The organism is Sodalis glossinidius str. 'morsitans', assembly GCF_000010085.1.
GTDB classification, from domain to species: Bacteria; Pseudomonadota; Gammaproteobacteria; order Enterobacterales; family Enterobacteriaceae; genus Sodalis; species Sodalis glossinidius.
On the sequence record NC_007712.1, the window covers coordinates 1,133,437 to 1,150,441 of the forward strand.

Here is a 17,005-nt window from a genome sequence, read left to right on the forward strand (position 1 = left end):
CTAGCGCGCGTTTTGTTTAATGAAACTGTTGACGCTGCTGTCATTCGCCATGTCGTTGATCACGTCTGCCAGCACGCTGTCCACGGCGCTAGTGATTTTGTCATTGGCCGCGCGGAAGGCACCCTGCACATTGTACACCGACTGGTAGCTCTTCACTTGCTTGTTGCCGTTTTTCGCCTGGGCGATGATAGAGATATCCGCCCGCGTGGTGATGTTATAGCGCACATTACCTTCGGTAACATCGGCGTAAAGTTTATTGACCACGATCTGCAAATCCACGGCGCCGTTCGGACCAATCATGTAACCGCGGGCGGTCATCTGTTTTTCCAGCACTTCCTGTAGCAGGAAACGCAGATCGCGCGACGGCGTCAGGGTCACCAGCTGGCCGTCGCGGTTGACCTTGGCCAACGCCTGATCCGGCCGCTGGTCGGCGCCGTTAACGCTGACGGTAACGCCCATCAGCGACGGATCCTGCTGCGGCAACTGGATCTTGGGTGAAATATCCAGCGTATTGGTGCTGGCGGCGCAGCCGGAGAGTAACAGTATTGCCACAAACGGCATCAGGTATTTTTTCAGCATATAAGCTTTCTCATTCATCAGGATAGGGAAGGTGAAAATGGCCTCATCATAGCATCGCCGACGGGAGGGGAAAGCCCCAAATCGCGCTAATTTACGTTACCGAACATTTTGCCGTGTCGCGCGTGCCAAACGCCGTCCGGCCCTGAGCCATACCGTGCAATGGCCCCGTGCAGGACGACTTGGGGCGTCGGGCGTGAAATTTGTCGCTTAAAAGCTAGGCGTTAAATAATATTCAGCTAAAATTTTAACTGACGGAGCAAAGAGCTCTGCCTGGCGTTGAGGAGAAGAGATGATGATTCGCGAGCAAATAGAAACAAAAATCAGGGCAGAGTTTACTCCGCTGTATTTGGAGGTCGTGGACGAAAGCTATCAGCATAACGTCCTGGCGGGCTCTGAGAGTCATTTCAAAGTGGTATTGGTCAGCGATCGGTTCAACGGCGAGCGTATCCTTAGCCGCCACCGCGCGATATATGGCGTTCTGGCGGATGAACTGGCGGGGCCTGTCCATGCGCTGGCGCTGCACACCTACACCGTAAAAGAGTGGGAGGGGCTGCAGGATACGGTACCGGCGTCACCCCCTTGCCGGGGCGCCGGCCTGACGGCTTAAGCCGTAAACGGACAAAGTTCAACGCGCCGGAAGGGCGGGGAGATGGCCCGCCGGCCGTTTCTCTTGACCACGTTCCCGCCCCGCAGCGCGCAATTTGCGCGCCGTCCTCGACTCATAAACCCTATCCCGCTATAATGCCGCGTCTTATATTTCCGGAAGGTATTCGGGATGCTTCTGACGACAACGGGCAACAGGTTTTGATTCCTCAGACCACCCGGATCTAAAGAGGCCATTTTCACGTCAGTGGACCTGGATGACCGCTTCTTTGAAAACGGCTTCTGGCGTTGATCGAGCACTGTGATTTTTTGAGGTAACGAGATGCAAGTTTCTGTTGAGACCACTGAAGGCCTGGGGCGCCGCGTAAACATTACCGTTGCCGCCGATACGATTGAGCAAGCGGTGAAAAGCGAATTGGTGAACGTCGCCAAAAAAGTCTGCATTGACGGTTTTCGCAAAGGGAAAGTTCCCATGAATATCGTTGCGCAGCGCTATGGCGCCTCCGTCCGTCAGGACGTGCTGGGCGACCTGATGCAGCGTAACTTTGTCGACGCCATTATCCAGGAAAAAATCAATCCGGTAGGCGCGCCGAATTATGTCCCGGGCGAATACAAGACCGGTGAAGATTTCAGCTATGCGGTGGAATTTGAAGTGTACCCGGAAGTTGAACTGATGGGTCTGGACACCATCGAAGTCGAAAAACCGCGCGTAGAAGTGAAAGACGCCGACGTCGACACCATGCTGGATACGCTGCAAAAACAGCAGGCCGACTGGAAAGAAACCACGGATGCCGCCGGCGCGGAAGACCGCGTCACCGTCGACTTCACGGGTACCATTGACGGCGAAGCGTTTGACGGCGGCAAAGCCACCGACTTCGTACTGGCCATGGGCCAGGGCCGTATGATCCCCGGGTTTGAAGAGGGCGTCATCGGTCATAAAGCAGGCGAAAGCTTCGACATCAGCGTCACCTTCCCGGAAGACTACCATGCGGAAAATCTGAAAGGAAAGGCCGCCAAGTTCGCCGTTGAGCTGAAAAAAGTCGAGCAGCGCGAATTGCCTGAATTGGATGAAGCTTTCATCAAACGTTTCGGCGTTGCTGACGTTTCCCTTGAGGGGCTGCGCGCTGAAGTGCGTAAAAACATGGAGCGCGAGCTGAAAAACGCCGTGCGCAACCGCGTGAAAACGCAGGTCATCGACGGTCTGCTTAACGCGAACGACATTCATGTTCCCGCGGCGCTGGTCGACGGTGAAATCGACGTGCTGAAACGTCAGGCGGCACAGCGTTTCGGCGGCAACGAGAAACAGGCGCTAGAATTACCGCGCGAGCTGTTTGAAGAGCAGGCGAAGCGCCGCGTCAAGGTCGGTCTGCTGCTGGGTGAAGTCATCCGCAAACATGAACTGAAAGCGGATGAAGCCCGCGTCAGCGCGCTGATTGAAGAAATGGCGTCCGCCTATGAAGATCCGAAAGAAGTCATCGAGTTCTACGGCAAGAATAAAGAGCTGATGGACAACATGCGTAACGTAGCGCTGGAAGAACAGGCGGTGGAAGCGCTGCTCGCCAACTCCCGCGTGACGGAAAAAGAAACCGGCTTCAATGAGTTGATGAATCAGCCGAGCGCGGCGTAAGCGCCGTCGTCATCGGACCGCGCGCGGTCTTAGGCTAAGCCGTCATCCTTAAAGCCTGTCATCCTGCGGTGGCAGGCTTTTTGTTTGTATAAGCTTTTCATACTATTGACGGTGATAAATAGCGCTATATTTAACGGGTAAGCAGTGTTAAAAAGAAGGTGCGCCGCTGAAATACCCGGTAATGTCCGGCGCTGAAATAGTACAGCTGCGGCCTTGAAAAGGGCGCCGCGATCCCCCAATTAGAGGGAGAAGGGAGAAAAAGCCGCGCAGATCAGATGCGGGCCGAAAACCGTTCAGCGGACCGGCGACTTCTTAGGACATGGCGATGACGCCGCATCTCACGTAAAATCGGAAACACAGGCGCCGAAAGCTTTATTTCTAGGAGACGATAATGTCATACAGTGGCGAACAAGATAACTTTGCACCTCATATGGCTCTGGTGCCGATGGTGGTGGAACAGACTTCACGCGGAGAGCGTTCATACGATATCTTTTCGCGCCTGCTGAAAGAACGGATTATCTTCATGACCGGTCAGGTCGAAGATCACATGGCGAATCTGATTGTGGCGCAGATGATGTTTTTGGAAGCGGAAAATCCAGAAAAAGACATCTACCTGTACATCAACTCGCCGGGCGGGGTGATCACCGCCGGGATGTCGATTTATGACACTATGCAATTCATCAAGCCCGATGTCAGCACGTTCTGTATGGGGCAAGCCGCCTCCATGGGCGCATTCCTGCTGGCCGCCGGCGCCAAAGGCAAGCGTTTTTGCCTGCCCAATTCGCGGGTGATGATTCATCAGCCGCTAGGCGGTTTTCAGGGTCAGGCCACCGATATCGAAATTCACGCCCGTGAAATCCTGAAGGTCAAGGCGCGGATGAATGAATTGATGGCAAAACATACAGGGCAGCCTCTTGAAGTAATAGAGCGGGATACTGAACGCGATCGTTTCCTCTCCGCTCCTGAGGCGGTAGACTATGGATTAGTGGATTCCGTATTGAGTCAGCGCACGTAATTGCTCAATGGCGGAATCCGATAGGCTATAGTTAATGTAGTGCGTCGTGCGGAAGCATCAGCGCTTCCGGCGACCGGTTTTGAGTCCAGCCGTCGTGTTGCCGCCCTGATTGGCCCGCCGGACAAAGACGAAAGAAAGAGGTTTACTGATGACAGATAAGCGCAAAGACGGTTCAGGAAAGCTGCTGTATTGCTCTTTCTGCGGTAAAAGCCAGCATGAGGTGCGGAAACTGATCGCCGGGCCGTCGGTGTATATCTGCGATGAATGTGTCGATTTATGCAACGACATTATCCGCGAAGAAATAAAGGAAGTCGCCCCGCATCGTGAACGCAGCGCGCTACCGACGCCCCATGAAATCCGGCACCACCTGGACGATTATGTCATTGGCCAGGAAAAGGCTAAAAAAGTGCTCGCGGTGGCGGTTTATAACCACTATAAGCGCCTGCGCAATGGCGACACCAACAACGGTATCGAACTCGGCAAAAGCAACATTTTGCTGATTGGACCTACCGGCAGCGGCAAGACCCTGCTGGCGGAAACGCTGGCCCGCTTCCTGGATGTGCCTTTCACCATGGCCGACGCCACCACCCTGACAGAAGCCGGGTATGTGGGTGAGGATGTGGAGAATATCATCCAGAAGCTGCTGCAGAAGTGCGATTACGATGTGCAAAAAGCCCAGCGCGGCATTGTGTACATCGATGAGATTGACAAAATTTCCCGCAAGTCGGACAACCCTTCCATCACCCGCGACGTATCCGGCGAAGGGGTACAGCAGGCGCTGTTGAAACTGATAGAAGGGACCGTAGCTGCGGTTCCGCCCCAGGGCGGGCGCAAACATCCCCAGCAGGAATTCCTCCAGGTGGACACTTCGAAGATCCTGTTTATCTGCGGCGGCGCCTTTGCGGGTCTGGATAAAGTGATTGAACAGCGCACCGAAACCAACCGCGGTATTGGCTTTAGCGCCACCGTCAAAGGCAGCTCGGAGAAAGTGACCAAGGGTGAACTGTTGGCGCAGGTGGAGCCGGAAGACCTGATTAAATTCGGCCTTATCCCCGAATTTATCGGTCGCTTGCCCGTCGTCGCGACCCTGAATGAATTAAGCGAAGAAGCGCTTATTCAAATCCTGCACGAGCCGAAAAACGCGCTGACCAAGCAGTATCAGGCGTTGTTCAACCTCGAAGGCGTAGAGCTGGAATTCCGTGATGAAGCCCTTACCGCCATCGCCAAAAAAGCCATGGCGCGCAAAACCGGCGCCCGCGGCCTGCGCTCCATCGTGGAGGGCGCGCTGCTGGAAACCATGTACGAACTGCCTTCCCAGGACAGCGTGGAAAAGGTGGTGATCGACGAAGCGGTCATCGCCGGTCAGTCGGAGCCGTTGCTTATCTACGGCAAGCACGAAGCGCAGCAGGCCTCCGGCGAGTAACGGGGGGCGGCGTGCGCGCCGAGTGACAGCGTCCAGGCGGGGGATTTTATCCCCCGTTTTTTTTCATCACCGGCTGCCGTTGAATGTAAGCGATTCGACCCCATATACTCAAATACCTAATTGTTGAAACGGGCAAAAGCCGAGTTTTTGCGCATCCCACAAACCTGGCGGAAGCTAAACTAAGAGAGAGCTCTATGAATGCTGAGCGTTCCGAACGCATAGAAATTCCTGTATTGCCTCTGCGCGATGTGGTGGTCTATCCGCACATGGTCATCCCGCTGTTTGTCGGCCGGGAAAAATCGATTCGGTGTCTTGAAGCAGCCATGGACAGTGATAAAAAAATCATGTTGGTGGCTCAGAAAGAAGCGTCAACCGACGAGCCGGGTATCAATGATCTTTTTTCCGTCGGGACGGTATCGTCCATTCTGCAGATGCTGAAACTGCCGGACGGCACGGTAAAAGTGCTGGTAGAGGGGTTGACCCGTGCCCGTATCAAAGAACTGTCGGACAGCGGCGATCATTTCAGCGCCGAAGTGGACTATTTCGACGCGCCCGAGCTGGATGAGCGCGAGCAGGAAGTGCTGGTGCGGACCGCCATCAATCAGTTTGAAAGCTATATCAAACTGAACAAAAAAATCCCTCCCGAAGTACTTACCTCGTTAAACAGTATCGATGATGCCGCCCGTCTGGCCGACACCATCGCCGCCCATATGCCCCTGAAGCTGTCCGACAAGCAGTCGGTGCTGGAAATGGCCGATGTGACCGAGCGGCTCGAATATCTGATGGCGATGATGGAGTCGGAAATCGATCTGTTGCAGGTAGAGAAACGTATTCGCAATCGCGTCAAGAAACAGATGGAAAAGAGCCAGCGCGAGTACTATCTGAATGAACAGATGAAGGCGATTCAGAAAGAGCTGGGCGAGATGGATGATGCGCCGGATGAAAACGAAGCGCTGAAGCGCAAGATAGAGGCGGCCAAAATGCCGCAGGAAGCCCGGGAAAAGACCGAGGCGGAGCTGCAGAAGTTGAGGATGATGTCGCCGATGTCGGCCGAGGCGACCGTTGTGCGCGGCTATATCGACTGGATGCTGTCGGTACCCTGGCACGCGCGCAGTAAAGTGAAAAAAGACCTGGTCAAAGCGCAGGAGACCCTGGATAAAGATCATTACGGGCTTGAACGCGTCAAAGACCGCATTTTGGAATACCTGGCGGTACAAAGCCGGATCAGTAAAATCAAAGGGCCGATCCTGTGTCTGGTAGGACCGCCGGGGGTAGGGAAAACCTCGCTCGGTCAGTCCATCGCCAAGGCGACCGGGCGTCAGTACGTGCGTATGGCGCTGGGAGGGGTACGCGATGAAGCGGAAATCCGCGGGCATCGTCGGACCTATATCGGCTCGATGCCGGGTAAGTTGATACAGAAGATGTCCAAGGTCGGCGTGAAAAACCCGCTGTTCCTGCTCGACGAAATCGACAAGATGTCTTCGGATATGCGCGGCGATCCGGCTTCAGCCTTGCTGGAGGTGCTGGATCCGGAACAGAACGTGGCCTTTAACGACCATTACCTGGAAGTGGATTATGATCTCTCCGACGTGATGTTTGTCGCTACCTCGAACTCGATGAATATCCCGGCGCCCCTGCTTGATCGTATGGAAGTGATTCGTCTGTCGGGCTACACCGAAGATGAAAAGCTCAACATAGCCCGTCAGCATCTGCTGCCCAAGCAGCTTGAGCGCAACGCGCTGAAAAAAGGCGAACTGACGGTGGAAGACAGTGCGCTGGTGGGGATTATCCGCTATTACACCCGCGAAGCCGGGGTACGTAGCCTGGAGCGCGAGATCTCCAAACTGTGCCGTAAGGCGGTGAAGACCCTGCTGATGGACAAGAGCACCAAACATATCATCATCAGCGCCGATAACCTGAAAGATTTCCTCGGCGTTCAGCGCTTCGATTACGGCCGTGCGGAAGGCGAGAACCGTATCGGTCAGGTCACCGGTCTGGCGTGGACCGAAGTCGGCGGCGACTTGCTGACCATCGAAACCGCGTGCGTGACTGGCAAGGGCAAACTGACCTATACCGGTTCGCTGGGTGAGGTGATGCAGGAATCCATTCAGGCGGCGTTGACCGTGGTGCGTGCGCGGGCGGACAAGCTGGGTATCAATCCCGATTTCTATGAAAAGCGGGACATTCATGTCCACGTGCCCGAAGGCGCCACGCCCAAGGATGGTCCGAGCGCCGGTATCGCTATGTGTACCGCGCTGGTGTCCTGCCTGACCGGCAATCCGGTCAAAGCCAACGTGGCGATGACCGGTGAAATAACACTGCGCGGTCAGGTACTGCCCATCGGCGGTCTGAAGGAAAAACTGCTGGCGGCGCATCGCGGCGGTATAAAAACCGTGCTGATTCCGTTTGAGAACAAGCGCGACCTGGAAGATATGCCAGCCAACGTGATAAACGACCTGGACATTCATCCGGTACAGCGCATCGACAAAGTCCTGAATCTGGCGCTGCAGAATGCGCCTTTCGGCATCGAAGTGGTGCCCGAAACGTAAAATGAGGGGTTTATGTAAAGTAAACCAGTAAAAAGGGGCTGGCAGGCCATTTCGGACTTGCCAGCCTTTTTTTGTACCGTTAAGTTAGTGGGCTGTTGGGTCGGGGCAGCGGGCAGGTTCAGTCTGTTCCGACATACTGGGTTTGATATAATAGCTGCGCTGTCGCGTTTAAGGAAAAATCCGCCGCGACGAGAATTCAAGAGGGGATGAAAAAGTGAATAAGTCACAACTGATCGACAAAATTGCCGCAGGTGCTGATATTTCCAAAGCGGCCGCCGGACGAGCGCTGGATGCTATCATCGGTTCGGTTACCGAGTCGCTGCAGCAGGGAGATGACGTTGCGCTGGTCGGGTTTGGCACTTTCACCGTGCGCGAGCGTTCCGCCCGCACCGGACGTAATCCGCAAACCGGTAAAGAAATCACCATCGCTGCCGCCAAGGTTCCGGGCTTCCGTGCCGGTAAAGGGCTGAAAGACGCGGTGAACTGATAGCTTTCCCGTTCTCGCCTGTGTCAACTAATACCTGACGCAGTCAGGCGGGTAGGGTAGAATACAAGGCGCATCATCAGGATGCGCTTTTTTTCTGTATTGGCTGACAAGGCAGGGTTGGTGTTGTCAGATAACTAGCGTTAACGCGCAGCTGCTCCCGAGAGCTGCGGCAGGCGGGCAGACCGTTTACCGGCGCAGAGGTTTCATTCATTTACAGCGGAGTGTTGTAACACCATGATGGACAATTTACGCGCGGCCGCTAATCACGTCGTGCTCAAAATTATTCTGGGGCTTATTGCCTTTTCATTCGTGCTGACCGGGGTAGGCAACTATCTGATCGGCGGCGATGGCGACTACGCCGCCAAGGTGAACGGTCAGCAGATAAGCCGTTCGCAACTGGAGCAGGCGGTGCAGAACGAACGTAACCGCCAGCAGGAAGCTATGGGTGAACAGTTCTCCCAGTTGGCGGCCAATGAGGGCTATATGCGCCAGCAGGTGCTTTCGCAGTTGATAGATGAAACGCTTCTGGATCAGTACGCTGATAAGCTGGGACTGGCTATCAGCGACGATCAAATCAAACAGGCCATTTTCGCCATCCTGGCCTTCCGCACCGAGGATAAATTCGATAATGCTAAATTCCGTTCGCTTATCGGCAACATGGGGCTGTCGCCGGATCAATATGCCACGCTGATGCGCAAACAGTTACTTACCCAGCAGCTGATTCAGGGTATCGGCGGAACAGGTTTCCTGCTGCCGGCAGAAACCGACCGGCTGCTGGAGGTGGCGGTACAAACCCGCGAAGCGCGTCTGGCAATGTTTGCTATCGCGGCGCTGGCAGCGAAGCAAACCGCGAGTGACGATGAAATTCAGGCGAGTTATAACGCGTACAAGAACCAGTACTTGTCGCCGGAAGCCTTCAAGGTGAGCTATATCCCGATGGATGCTGAAACGATGCAGACGAAAACCACCGTTGACGAGCAGGAGATTCAGGCCTGGTACGATCAGCATCACGACCAGTTCACCGTTCCCGGGCGTAAACGTTACAGTATCATTCAAAGCAAAAGCGAAAACGATGCCAACGACTGGCTGAAACAACTGCAGCAGGGAGCCGATTTCGCCTCCTTGGCCAAAGCCCACTCCACTGATGTCGTCTCGGCGAAAAACGGCGGCGATATTGGTTGGATGAGCGACAGCGATACCCTCGACGAGCTCAAGCAGGCTAACCTGAGCCAGAAAGGGCAACTATCGGGCGTGATCAAATCGTCGGTAGGCTTTCTTATCATTCGTCTGGACGATATGCAGCCGGCGCAAGTTAGTCCGCTGAGCGCGGTGCACGACGAAGTGGCGGCTAAAGTGAAGCAGGAAAAAGCTATTGATGCCTATTATGCGCTGCAGCAAAAAGTGAGCGATGCAGCCAGCAACGATAACGAGACGCTGGCGTCGGCGGAAACCGCCGCCGGCATCAAGGCGCAGCAGACTGACTGGTTCAGTCACGATGACGTGCCCGCGGCGCTCAACTACGACGCGGTGAAACAGGTGCTGTTCCAGGGGTCGCTTTTGGGCAGCAACTCGGACGTTATCACCGTGGACGGCAACCGCTCTTTTGTCATCCGTATTGCCGAGCACCGTCCCGAACGCGTGCAGCCGCTTGAGGATGTGCGTGCGCGGGTGGAGCAGGAAGTCAAACGCCAGAAAGCGCTGGAACAGGCGCGTGTCGATGCTGAAAAAGCGCTGGTTGCCCTGAAGCAGGACAAAGGCACAGAGGCGCTGCAGGCGGCCGGACTGAGCTTTAGCGCGCCGCAGCAATTCGACTCCGCCAATCAGGGCGATCCGCTGGCGCAGACCGTCTTCACGCTGCCACAGCCGCCCCATGGCAAAAGCAGTTACGGCATGGCCAGCAATGCCCAGGGCGATATTGTGCTCATCGCGCTGGACAGTGTGACGCCGCGGACGCTGGAAGAGCAGCAGCGCAAACAGTTTGTGGATCAGTTGAATCAGGGGATGACCGGCGTCGCCTTTGATGCGCTGCTGGAGAACCTGCGCGCGGAGGCGAAAATTAAAATGGGCGCGGCGGCGCAGATGCAATAATGCGGCGTTGAGCGCAATTCCACCGTTAATTCTGCAACTACCAACAGGGCCGCTTTCGCGGCCTGTTACGTTTCTCGCCGCGGACGATAGCGGTGAATCAGACGCCAAGGCATGCTCTGCTGGGAAGATACTATGGAGAAAAGAGCATGCGACAACCCATTTTGATAAGAATGTTACTCACCCTCATCGCCGTCCTGTCCCTGTAATGCTCCGAGCCGGTGCGAGCCACCCTGGCTGGGGCTGGAGAAGCGGCGTTGGCACCCACTACCGCGGATAAAGCCACCCAGACCGATCCCGTTATGTTTGAGGCGGCGGTGCCGCAGGAGGGAGCACACGCGCCGATGGACTACCAGACCACGGACACGACCACCCCGGACATCAAGCAGGAAAAACCCGCGCCCCCCACCGCCAGCGTTACGGCGCGCCCTATCCCGTCAGGGAGTAAAAGGGCACCAGGCGGTAAGCGAGAGAAAAAAGCGCCAGGGGGTGCAGCCAGACAACGCGCCGGCGACGGGCGGCACGGAGGAGGACGAAGAAGAGGATAAAATCAGCATCAACACCGCGTCGCTGGACGATCTGGTGAAGGGGTTGAAAGGCATCGGGCCGGCGACGATGGCACGGCTCAAAGATTGTCTGAAACTGTAGGCGCCACGGGCGTGGACAGTAAGCGCAACGTGCTGCGGGTCCACGAAAGGCATTTTCGCCGCTGTCTGCGGCGTGGGGTGGCGGTATTGTCCTGATGCGGCTGGGGCGCCGATAATGCTTTCAGCCCACTTGGCTGCGGTTTGTGGCGCTGAAGTTGTCGCCCTTGCCGCCGCCTCGTTACGATTCAGGGCTGCGATATTGCCGTTAGGGCCATCAGACTGCCGCTGCCGTTTATGGCTAGGGTGTTGCGCTTAATGAAGGCCGGTTTTGGCTTTAAGCGAGGCCATAACCGCCTGTGGCTGCGCACGGTACGCCGCCAGCCCGTGTGTGCGCAGGTGGCAGGCCGCGCACTGGCCGCAGCCGTCGCCTTTGATGCCGTTGTAGCAGGTAAGCGTATCATGGCGCACCCGATCGAGCTGGTGGTAATAATCCGCCAGCGCCCAGGTTTCGGCCTTGTCCAGCCACATCAGCGGCGTAACGAAGCTCAGTTCGCGCGCCATCCCGAGATTGACTGCGGCATTCAACGCTTTGATAAAGTTATCGCGGCAATCGGGGTAACCGGAAAAATCCGTCTCGCAAACGCCGGTGATGACTGCGCTTGCCTCGACCTGATAGGCGTAAATGGCGGCCAGGGTCAAAAACAGGATATTTCGGCCGGGGACGAAGGTGCTGGGCAGACCGCCGGCGCTGTCCTCGTAACCCGGAAACGTAATGTTGTCGCGGGTAAGGCTGCTGACCGCCAGCGCATTAAGCAGTCCCGCATCGATCACTTTATGCGCGCGGGCGCCTAATTGCATCGCCAGTTTGCGGGCGACGTCGATCTCCGCCCGATGGCGTTGGCCATAGTCAAAGGTGACGCAATGGACTTCGTCATACTGACTTAACGCCTGAATAAGGCAGGTTGTTGAGTCCTGTCCGCCGCTAAACACCACCACTGCTCGTTTCATCTGTTTCATTCACTCTGTAGGGCAAAGGATATAGGGTACTGTCTCTGCCAGCAGATGAACAGTAGCGGGCGGCGAAGAATCCGACGACGGTCTGACGTTAGAGATTTTCCAGCGCTTCCTGCCAGGGACGAATGTCGCCGATATGTTCCTTTACCCACGCCGGCTGGTAGTAGGTGTCGCTATAGCGTTCACCGCCGTCGCACAAAAGCGTGACAATGGCTCCCGCTTCGCCGGCGGCACGCATCCGTTTGGCCAATTGCAGCGCACCCCACATATTGGTGCCGGTAGAGCCGCCGACGCGGCGGCCGAGCAGCGACTCCAGCCATCCGAGCGTGGCAATGCTGGCGCCATCAGGGACGGTCATCATCTCATCTATCACGCTGGGAATAAACGACGGCTCCACCTGCGGCCGGCCGATGCCCTCGATGCGGCTGGGTCGATTATGGGTCAGGTCGGGATCGCTCTGGCGGAAAAACGCATGAAATACCGAATTCTCCGGGTCGACGACCATCAGGCGAGTAGGGTGGCCTTGATAGCGAATATAGTGTCCAAGCGTCGCGGAGATGCCGCCGGTGCCGGCGCTAATCACCACCCAGGAGGGCTGTGGAAAGGGTTCGCGCGCCATCTGGCGCCAAATGCTTTCGGCGATATTGTTATTCCCTCGCCAGTCGGTAGCACGCTCGGCATAGGTGAATTGATCCATATAATGGCCGTTTTGCTCGCGCGCCAGCCGTTTCGCCTTGTCATAAATCAATCCGCCGTGGCTGACGAAATGGCAGCGGCCACCATGGTGCTCGATTTGTTCAATTTTTCGCCGTGTGGTGCATTCCGGCACCACGGCGATAAAAGGCAACCCCAGCAGGCGGGCGAAGTATGCCTCGGAAACGGCGGTACTGCCGGACGATGCTTCGATAACGGGTCTGTCCTGTCGGATCCAGCCGTTGCAGAGTCCGTAGAGAAACAAAGAACGGGCGAGTCGGTGTTTCAGGCTGCCGGAAGGGGTGGGTACTCTCATCCTTCAGATAGAAAATAATATCGGGAAAGGCCGGCAACGTAAGCCAGATTAAATGGGTATCCGCCGAGCGCTGAAAGTCACACGCTATCTCGTTTACCGCCTGTGTTGCCCATGACGACATGCTTATAGTCCTTATAATGAGTCTAAACATAGCCTAACCGGAACGGCGGGAAAAGAGTTTGCTTTTTTTCACATTACTATCGCTAACAGTAGAAAATATTTCTATTTATAATTTATTTAATGGTGTCATTTTGCCTTTAAATGGTCATTAACTGGGTATTTTAACTTTTTATCGATCGGTCATCTCTGCTGCGACTCAATTGGCCGGTGACTTTGTCGCGCCCGACGCCTTTGATGTCTTTGGCCGGGCCTGAAGCCAACATTAATTTCTTAATCACGGTATAATACGGCGACAATGTTGCCCGGCGCGTCGCTACTGCCTTTTATATTTTTGGAATAACGCCTCGTGAGATTATTTGCACAATTAGGATGGTTCTTTCGCCGCGAGTGGCGGCACTACCTGGGTGCTGTGACGCTGCTGATAATTATCGCGCTGTTACAATTAGTGTCGCCGCGGCTGGTGGGCATTATCATCGATAGCGTAGTGGCGGGCCAGGCCACGGGGCGTCATCTGGCGCTGTGGCTGGGGATAATGGCCGCGACGGCCGTGCTGGTTTACGGACTGCGTTATGTCTGGCGTATTTTGTTATTTGGCGCCGCTTATAGGCTGGCGGTGGAGCTGCGCGATCGGCTATATCATCTGCTCAGCAGGCAACTGCCAGGCTTTTATCTGCGCCACCGCACCGGCGATCTGATGGCGCGCGCCACGAATGATGTCGACCGCGTGGTGTTCGCCGCCGGCGAAGGCGTGCTGACGCTGGTCGATTCGCTGGTGATGGGGTGTTCGGTTTTGCTGGTGATGAGTCTGCAAATTAGCTGGCAATTGACCGTACTGGCCCTCCTCCCGATGCCGGTGATGGCTGTGCTTATCAAGCGGGACGGACAGCGCCTGCATCAGCGTTTTCGCGTGGCGCAGGCGGCGTTCTCCTCGCTGAATAATCAGGCACAGGAAAATCTGGCCAGCATCCGCATGATCAAGGCTTTCGGCCTGGAACAGCATCAGTCGGCGCGTTTCGCCGCCGTCGCCTTGGAAGCCGGTGACAAAAATATGCATTTGGCCCGGGTGGACGCCCGCTTCGACCCGACTATCTATCTGGCGGTGGGGCTATCCAATTTACTGGCTGTCGGCGGCGGCAGTTGGCTGGTGATGCGCGGCGCCATGACGCTCGGTCAATTGACCAGCTTTATTATGTATCTCGGCTTGATGATCTGGCCAATGCTCGCCTTGGCCTGGATGTTTAACATTGTAGAGCGCGGTAGCGCAGCCTATAGCCGTATTCGCCAGACGCTGGAGGAAAGGCCTGAGGTGGTGGACGGCACCTTATCTTTCCCTGCTGGGCGGGGAGCGCTGAGCGTGGCGATAGACGCGTTTCGTTATCCGCACGCCCGGAATCCTGCGCTACAGGGTATTTATCTGACGCTGGCTCCCGGGCAGATGCTGGGCGTGTGCGGACCTACCGGCGCTGGCAAAAGCACGCTCCTGGCGCTAATCCTGCGGCAGTTTGACGTAGCCGAAGGGGAGATACGCTTTCACGATCTGCCCTTGACCGCGCTGGCGCTCGATCACTGGCGCAGCCGGCTGGCAGTGGTAAGTCAAACGCCTTTTTTGTTTTCTGACAGCGTCGCCAGCAATATCGCACTCGGTCGCCCGGACGCTACGGCGCAGCAAATTGAAGAGGCGGCGCGGTTGGCCTGCGTGCACGAGGACATACTGCGCCTTCCCCAGGGGTATCAAACAGAGGTCGGTGAGCGCGGCGTCATGTTGTCCGGTGGTCAAAAACAGCGGCTGGCCATTGCCCGCGCGCTGTTGCTGGAAGCGGAGATTCTTGTTTTGGATGATGCACTGTCGGCGGTTGACGGCCGCACGGAACGCAGCATATTGCAGAACCTGCGGCGCTTTGGCGCTCACCGTACGGTTATCATCACCGCACACCGGCTGTCGGCGTTGCAGGGCGCGAGTGAGATCCTGGTGTTAAAACAAGGCCGCATCGGCCAGCGCGGCGATCATCAAGCGCTACTGCAACAGCCTGGCTGGTACCGGGATATGTTCCGCTATCAGCAGCTGGAAGCCGAGCTCGAACAGAAACCCCACCCCAAGGAGACGGGCGATGCGCAACTGGATTAGCCTCTGGCTCACCCTCAAGCGGCTGCTTGCCTATGGCCGCCCGTACCGCCGGCCCTTAACGCTGGCGGTCATGATGCTATGGCTGGCGGCGGCGGCGGAGGTTGCCGGGCCGATAGTGATAAGCTATTTCATCGATCATATTCTGCCGGAGAAAAGGTTGCCGTTTGGGATGGTGGCCGGCTTGGTGACGATTTTTCTCGCGCTACAGGTACTGTCGGCCGTGCTGCGCTATTATCAGGCGTTACTGTTTAACCGTACGGCGTTAAGTGTCGTGCAGCAACTGCGTACGGAAGTGATGGACGCTGCGCTGCGCCAACCGTTAAGCGTTTTCGAAAGACAGCCTGTAGGGCAGCTTATTTCCAGGGTCACAAACGATACCGAAGTGGTGAAAGATCTGTACGTCACGGTGGTTGCTTCGGTGCTGCGCAGCGTGGCGTTAATCGGCGCCATGCTGGTGGCGATGTTTTTGTTGGACTGGCGGCTGGCGTGTATCTCGCTGATTTTGTTTCCGGTGGTCATTGTGGTGATGTGGCTGTATCAGCATTACAGCACGCCGATTGTCCGGCGTCTGCGGTCCTATGTCGCCGATATTAATGACGGTTTCAACGAGGCCATCAACGGTATGGGCGTCATACAGCAGTTCCGTCAACAGCAGCGTTTCGGCGCCAAGCTTCAGCGGGCGAGCCATGCCCACTTTCAAACCCGTATGGCGACGCTGCGGCTGGAGGGCTACCTGTTGCGCCCGATGCTTAGCCTGCTATTCGCACTTATCTTGTGCGGCATGCTGCTGCTGTTCGGGCTTAGTCCGCGTGGAGCAATCGGCGTGGGGGTACTTTACGCCTTTATCAACTATCTCGGACGGTTGAATGAGCCGCTTATTGAGTTGACATCCCAGCAGTCCATCATGCAGCAAGCGGCGGTAGCGGGTGAGCGAATCTTTGAATTAATGGATGGTCCCGCACAGCACTATGGCCCGGATGATCGTCTCCTCGGCGGTGGCACCATTGCGTTGTGCGACCTCGAGTTTGCCTATGATCGCGGAGAGTCGGTGCTGCGTCACATTTCGCTGACGGCGCCGGCGAGAAGCTTTATTGCCTTGGTAGGGCATACCGGCAGCGGGAAAAGTACCCTGGCCAGCCTGATGATGGGGTACTACCCGGTAAGCGAAGGAACGCTGTTGTTGGACGGCAGGCCGATTGAAACACTCAGCCACCGGGTATTGCGCCAGGGAGTGGCAATGGTACAGCAGGATCCGGTCGTGCTGGTCGACACGGTGTATGCCAACGTGACCCTCGGACGGGAGCTCGACGAGCATCAGGTCTGGCGCGCGCTTGAACAGGTGCAACTGGCTACATTGGTGCGTGCCTTACCAGGGGGACTTTATGCTGAACTGGGTGAGCAGGGCAACACGCTGTCGGTCGGGCAAAAGCAACTGCTGGCCTTGGCGCGGGTGCTGGTGTCTACGCCGGCGATATTGATTCTCGACGAAGCCACCGCCAATATCGACTCCGGTACTGAGCAGGCGATTGCCCAGGCGTTGCAGGCGGTGCGGCGGTGTACGACGCTTTTGGTCATCGCCCACCGGCTGTCCACGGTCGTCGAGGCGGACCAAATCCTGGTCCTGCATAGGGGGGAAGCGGTGGAACGCGGTACCCATGCCGCCTTGCTACAGTCTCGGGGCCGCTATTATCAAATGTATCAACTGCAGCAAGCGGGTCAGGCGCTGCACGCCGACGAGCCCCAGGCGCTGTCCGGCTAAATATGCTTTGGCGCGCAGCGTCG

12 protein-coding genes and 1 pseudogene are annotated in these 17,005 nt (G+C 56.5%); 10 read left to right on the forward strand and 3 right to left on the reverse strand.

The window, feature by feature from the left end; genetic code table 11:
* On the reverse strand, nucleotides 1–579 hold the full coding sequence (locus tag SGP1_RS05750; protein ID WP_011410531.1) for a lipoprotein: 579 nt from the start codon (nucleotides 577–579) through the stop codon (nucleotides 1–3).
* A 289-nt stretch (nucleotides 580–868) separates the two neighbouring features.
* Here SGP1_RS05750 and bolA point away from each other — a divergent pair, with 289 nt between their 5' ends.
* The 8 genes from bolA to SGP1_RS30615 all read left to right on the forward strand — a co-directional run bounded on the left by bolA (nucleotide 869) and on the right by SGP1_RS30615 (nucleotide 11,016).
* Nucleotides 869–1,186: a transcriptional regulator BolA gene (bolA, locus tag SGP1_RS05755; RefSeq protein ID WP_011410532.1), complete on the forward strand. Its 318-nt coding sequence runs from the start codon at nucleotides 869–871 to the stop codon at nucleotides 1,184–1,186.
* A gap of 318 nt (nucleotides 1,187–1,504) precedes the next feature.
* On the forward strand, nucleotides 1,505–2,809 hold the full coding sequence (tig, locus tag SGP1_RS05760; RefSeq protein WP_011410533.1) for a trigger factor: 1,305 nt from the start codon (nucleotides 1,505–1,507) through the stop codon (nucleotides 2,807–2,809).
* A gap of 391 nt (nucleotides 2,810–3,200) precedes the next feature.
* Nucleotides 3,201–3,824, forward strand: coding sequence for an ATP-dependent Clp endopeptidase proteolytic subunit ClpP (clpP, locus tag SGP1_RS05765; RefSeq protein WP_011410534.1), 624 nt, complete (start codon nucleotides 3,201–3,203; stop codon nucleotides 3,822–3,824).
* A gap of 148 nt (nucleotides 3,825–3,972) precedes the next feature.
* On the forward strand, nucleotides 3,973–5,247 hold the full coding sequence (gene clpX, locus SGP1_RS05770) for an ATP-dependent protease ATP-binding subunit ClpX (protein WP_011410535.1): 1,275 nt from the start codon (nucleotides 3,973–3,975) through the stop codon (nucleotides 5,245–5,247).
* Nucleotides 5,248–5,441: 194 nt separating this feature from the next.
* On the forward strand, nucleotides 5,442–7,796 hold the full coding sequence (lon, locus tag SGP1_RS05775; protein ID WP_011410536.1) for an endopeptidase La: 2,355 nt from the start codon (nucleotides 5,442–5,444) through the stop codon (nucleotides 7,794–7,796).
* Nucleotides 7,797–8,010: 214 nt separating this feature from the next.
* Nucleotides 8,011–8,283 (forward strand): nucleoid-associated protein HU-beta, encoded by a 273-nt coding sequence (gene hupB / locus SGP1_RS05780; protein WP_011410537.1) that lies wholly within the window; start codon nucleotides 8,011–8,013, stop codon nucleotides 8,281–8,283.
* A 234-nt stretch (nucleotides 8,284–8,517) separates the two neighbouring features.
* On the forward strand, nucleotides 8,518–10,371 hold the full coding sequence (gene ppiD, locus SGP1_RS05785; RefSeq protein WP_011410538.1) for a peptidylprolyl isomerase: 1,854 nt from the start codon (nucleotides 8,518–8,520) through the stop codon (nucleotides 10,369–10,371).
* Between the two features lie 486 nt (nucleotides 10,372–10,857).
* Nucleotides 10,858–11,016, forward strand: coding sequence for a hypothetical protein (locus SGP1_RS30615; RefSeq protein ID WP_158302339.1), 159 nt, complete (start codon nucleotides 10,858–10,860; stop codon nucleotides 11,014–11,016).
* Nucleotides 11,017–11,267: 251 nt separating this feature from the next.
* On the opposite strand, the gene queC is transcribed toward SGP1_RS30615, so the two are convergent.
* Both queC and SGP1_RS05795 read right to left on the reverse strand, forming a co-directional pair.
* Nucleotides 11,268–11,963: a 7-cyano-7-deazaguanine synthase QueC gene (gene queC / locus SGP1_RS05790; RefSeq protein ID WP_011410539.1), complete on the reverse strand. Its 696-nt coding sequence runs from the start codon at nucleotides 11,961–11,963 to the stop codon at nucleotides 11,268–11,270.
* A 97-nt stretch (nucleotides 11,964–12,060) separates the two neighbouring features.
* Nucleotides 12,061–13,099: pseudogene (locus SGP1_RS05795) on the reverse strand (PLP-dependent cysteine synthase family protein).
* 345 nt (nucleotides 13,100–13,444) lie between these two features.
* Between SGP1_RS05795 and SGP1_RS05800 the strand changes: the two are divergent.
* Together SGP1_RS05800 and SGP1_RS05805 are read left to right on the forward strand one after the other, a co-directional pair.
* Complete coding sequence (locus SGP1_RS05800; RefSeq protein WP_011410540.1) at nucleotides 13,445–15,223, forward strand: SmdA family multidrug ABC transporter permease/ATP-binding protein; 1,779 nt, start codon at nucleotides 13,445–13,447, stop codon at nucleotides 15,221–15,223.
* Nucleotides 15,207–16,982 carry a SmdB family multidrug efflux ABC transporter permease/ATP-binding protein gene (locus SGP1_RS05805; protein ID WP_011410541.1) on the forward strand — a complete coding sequence of 592 codons (1,776 nt, stop codon included), beginning with the start codon at nucleotides 15,207–15,209 and terminating at the stop codon, nucleotides 16,980–16,982. The genes SGP1_RS05800 and SGP1_RS05805 overlap by 17 nt, the downstream gene beginning before the upstream one ends.
* Nucleotides 16,983–17,005: the final 23 nt, after the last annotated feature.

Excerpts from the sequence above, each read along its gene's own strand:
- ppiD (WP_011410538.1), top strand. The coding sequence starts at position 8,518 with ATGATGGACAATTTACGCGCGGCCGCTAATCACGTCGTGCTCAAAATT.
- SGP1_RS05750 (WP_011410531.1), bottom strand. The coding sequence starts at position 579 with ATGCTGAAAAAATACCTGATGCCGTTTGTGGCAATACTGTTACTCTCC.
- lon (WP_011410536.1), top strand. The coding sequence starts at position 5,442 with ATGAATGCTGAGCGTTCCGAACGCATAGAAATTCCTGTATTGCCTCTG.
- clpX (WP_011410535.1), top strand. The coding sequence starts at position 3,973 with ATGACAGATAAGCGCAAAGACGGTTCAGGAAAGCTGCTGTATTGCTCT.
- SGP1_RS05805 (WP_011410541.1), top strand. The coding sequence starts at position 15,207 with ATGCGCAACTGGATTAGCCTCTGGCTCACCCTCAAGCGGCTGCTTGCC.
- queC (WP_011410539.1), bottom strand. The coding sequence starts at position 11,963 with ATGAAACGAGCAGTGGTGGTGTTTAGCGGCGGACAGGACTCAACAACC.
- bolA (WP_011410532.1), top strand. The coding sequence starts at position 869 with ATGATGATTCGCGAGCAAATAGAAACAAAAATCAGGGCAGAGTTTACT.
- clpP (WP_011410534.1), top strand. The coding sequence starts at position 3,201 with ATGTCATACAGTGGCGAACAAGATAACTTTGCACCTCATATGGCTCTG.
- tig (WP_011410533.1), top strand. The coding sequence starts at position 1,505 with ATGCAAGTTTCTGTTGAGACCACTGAAGGCCTGGGGCGCCGCGTAAAC.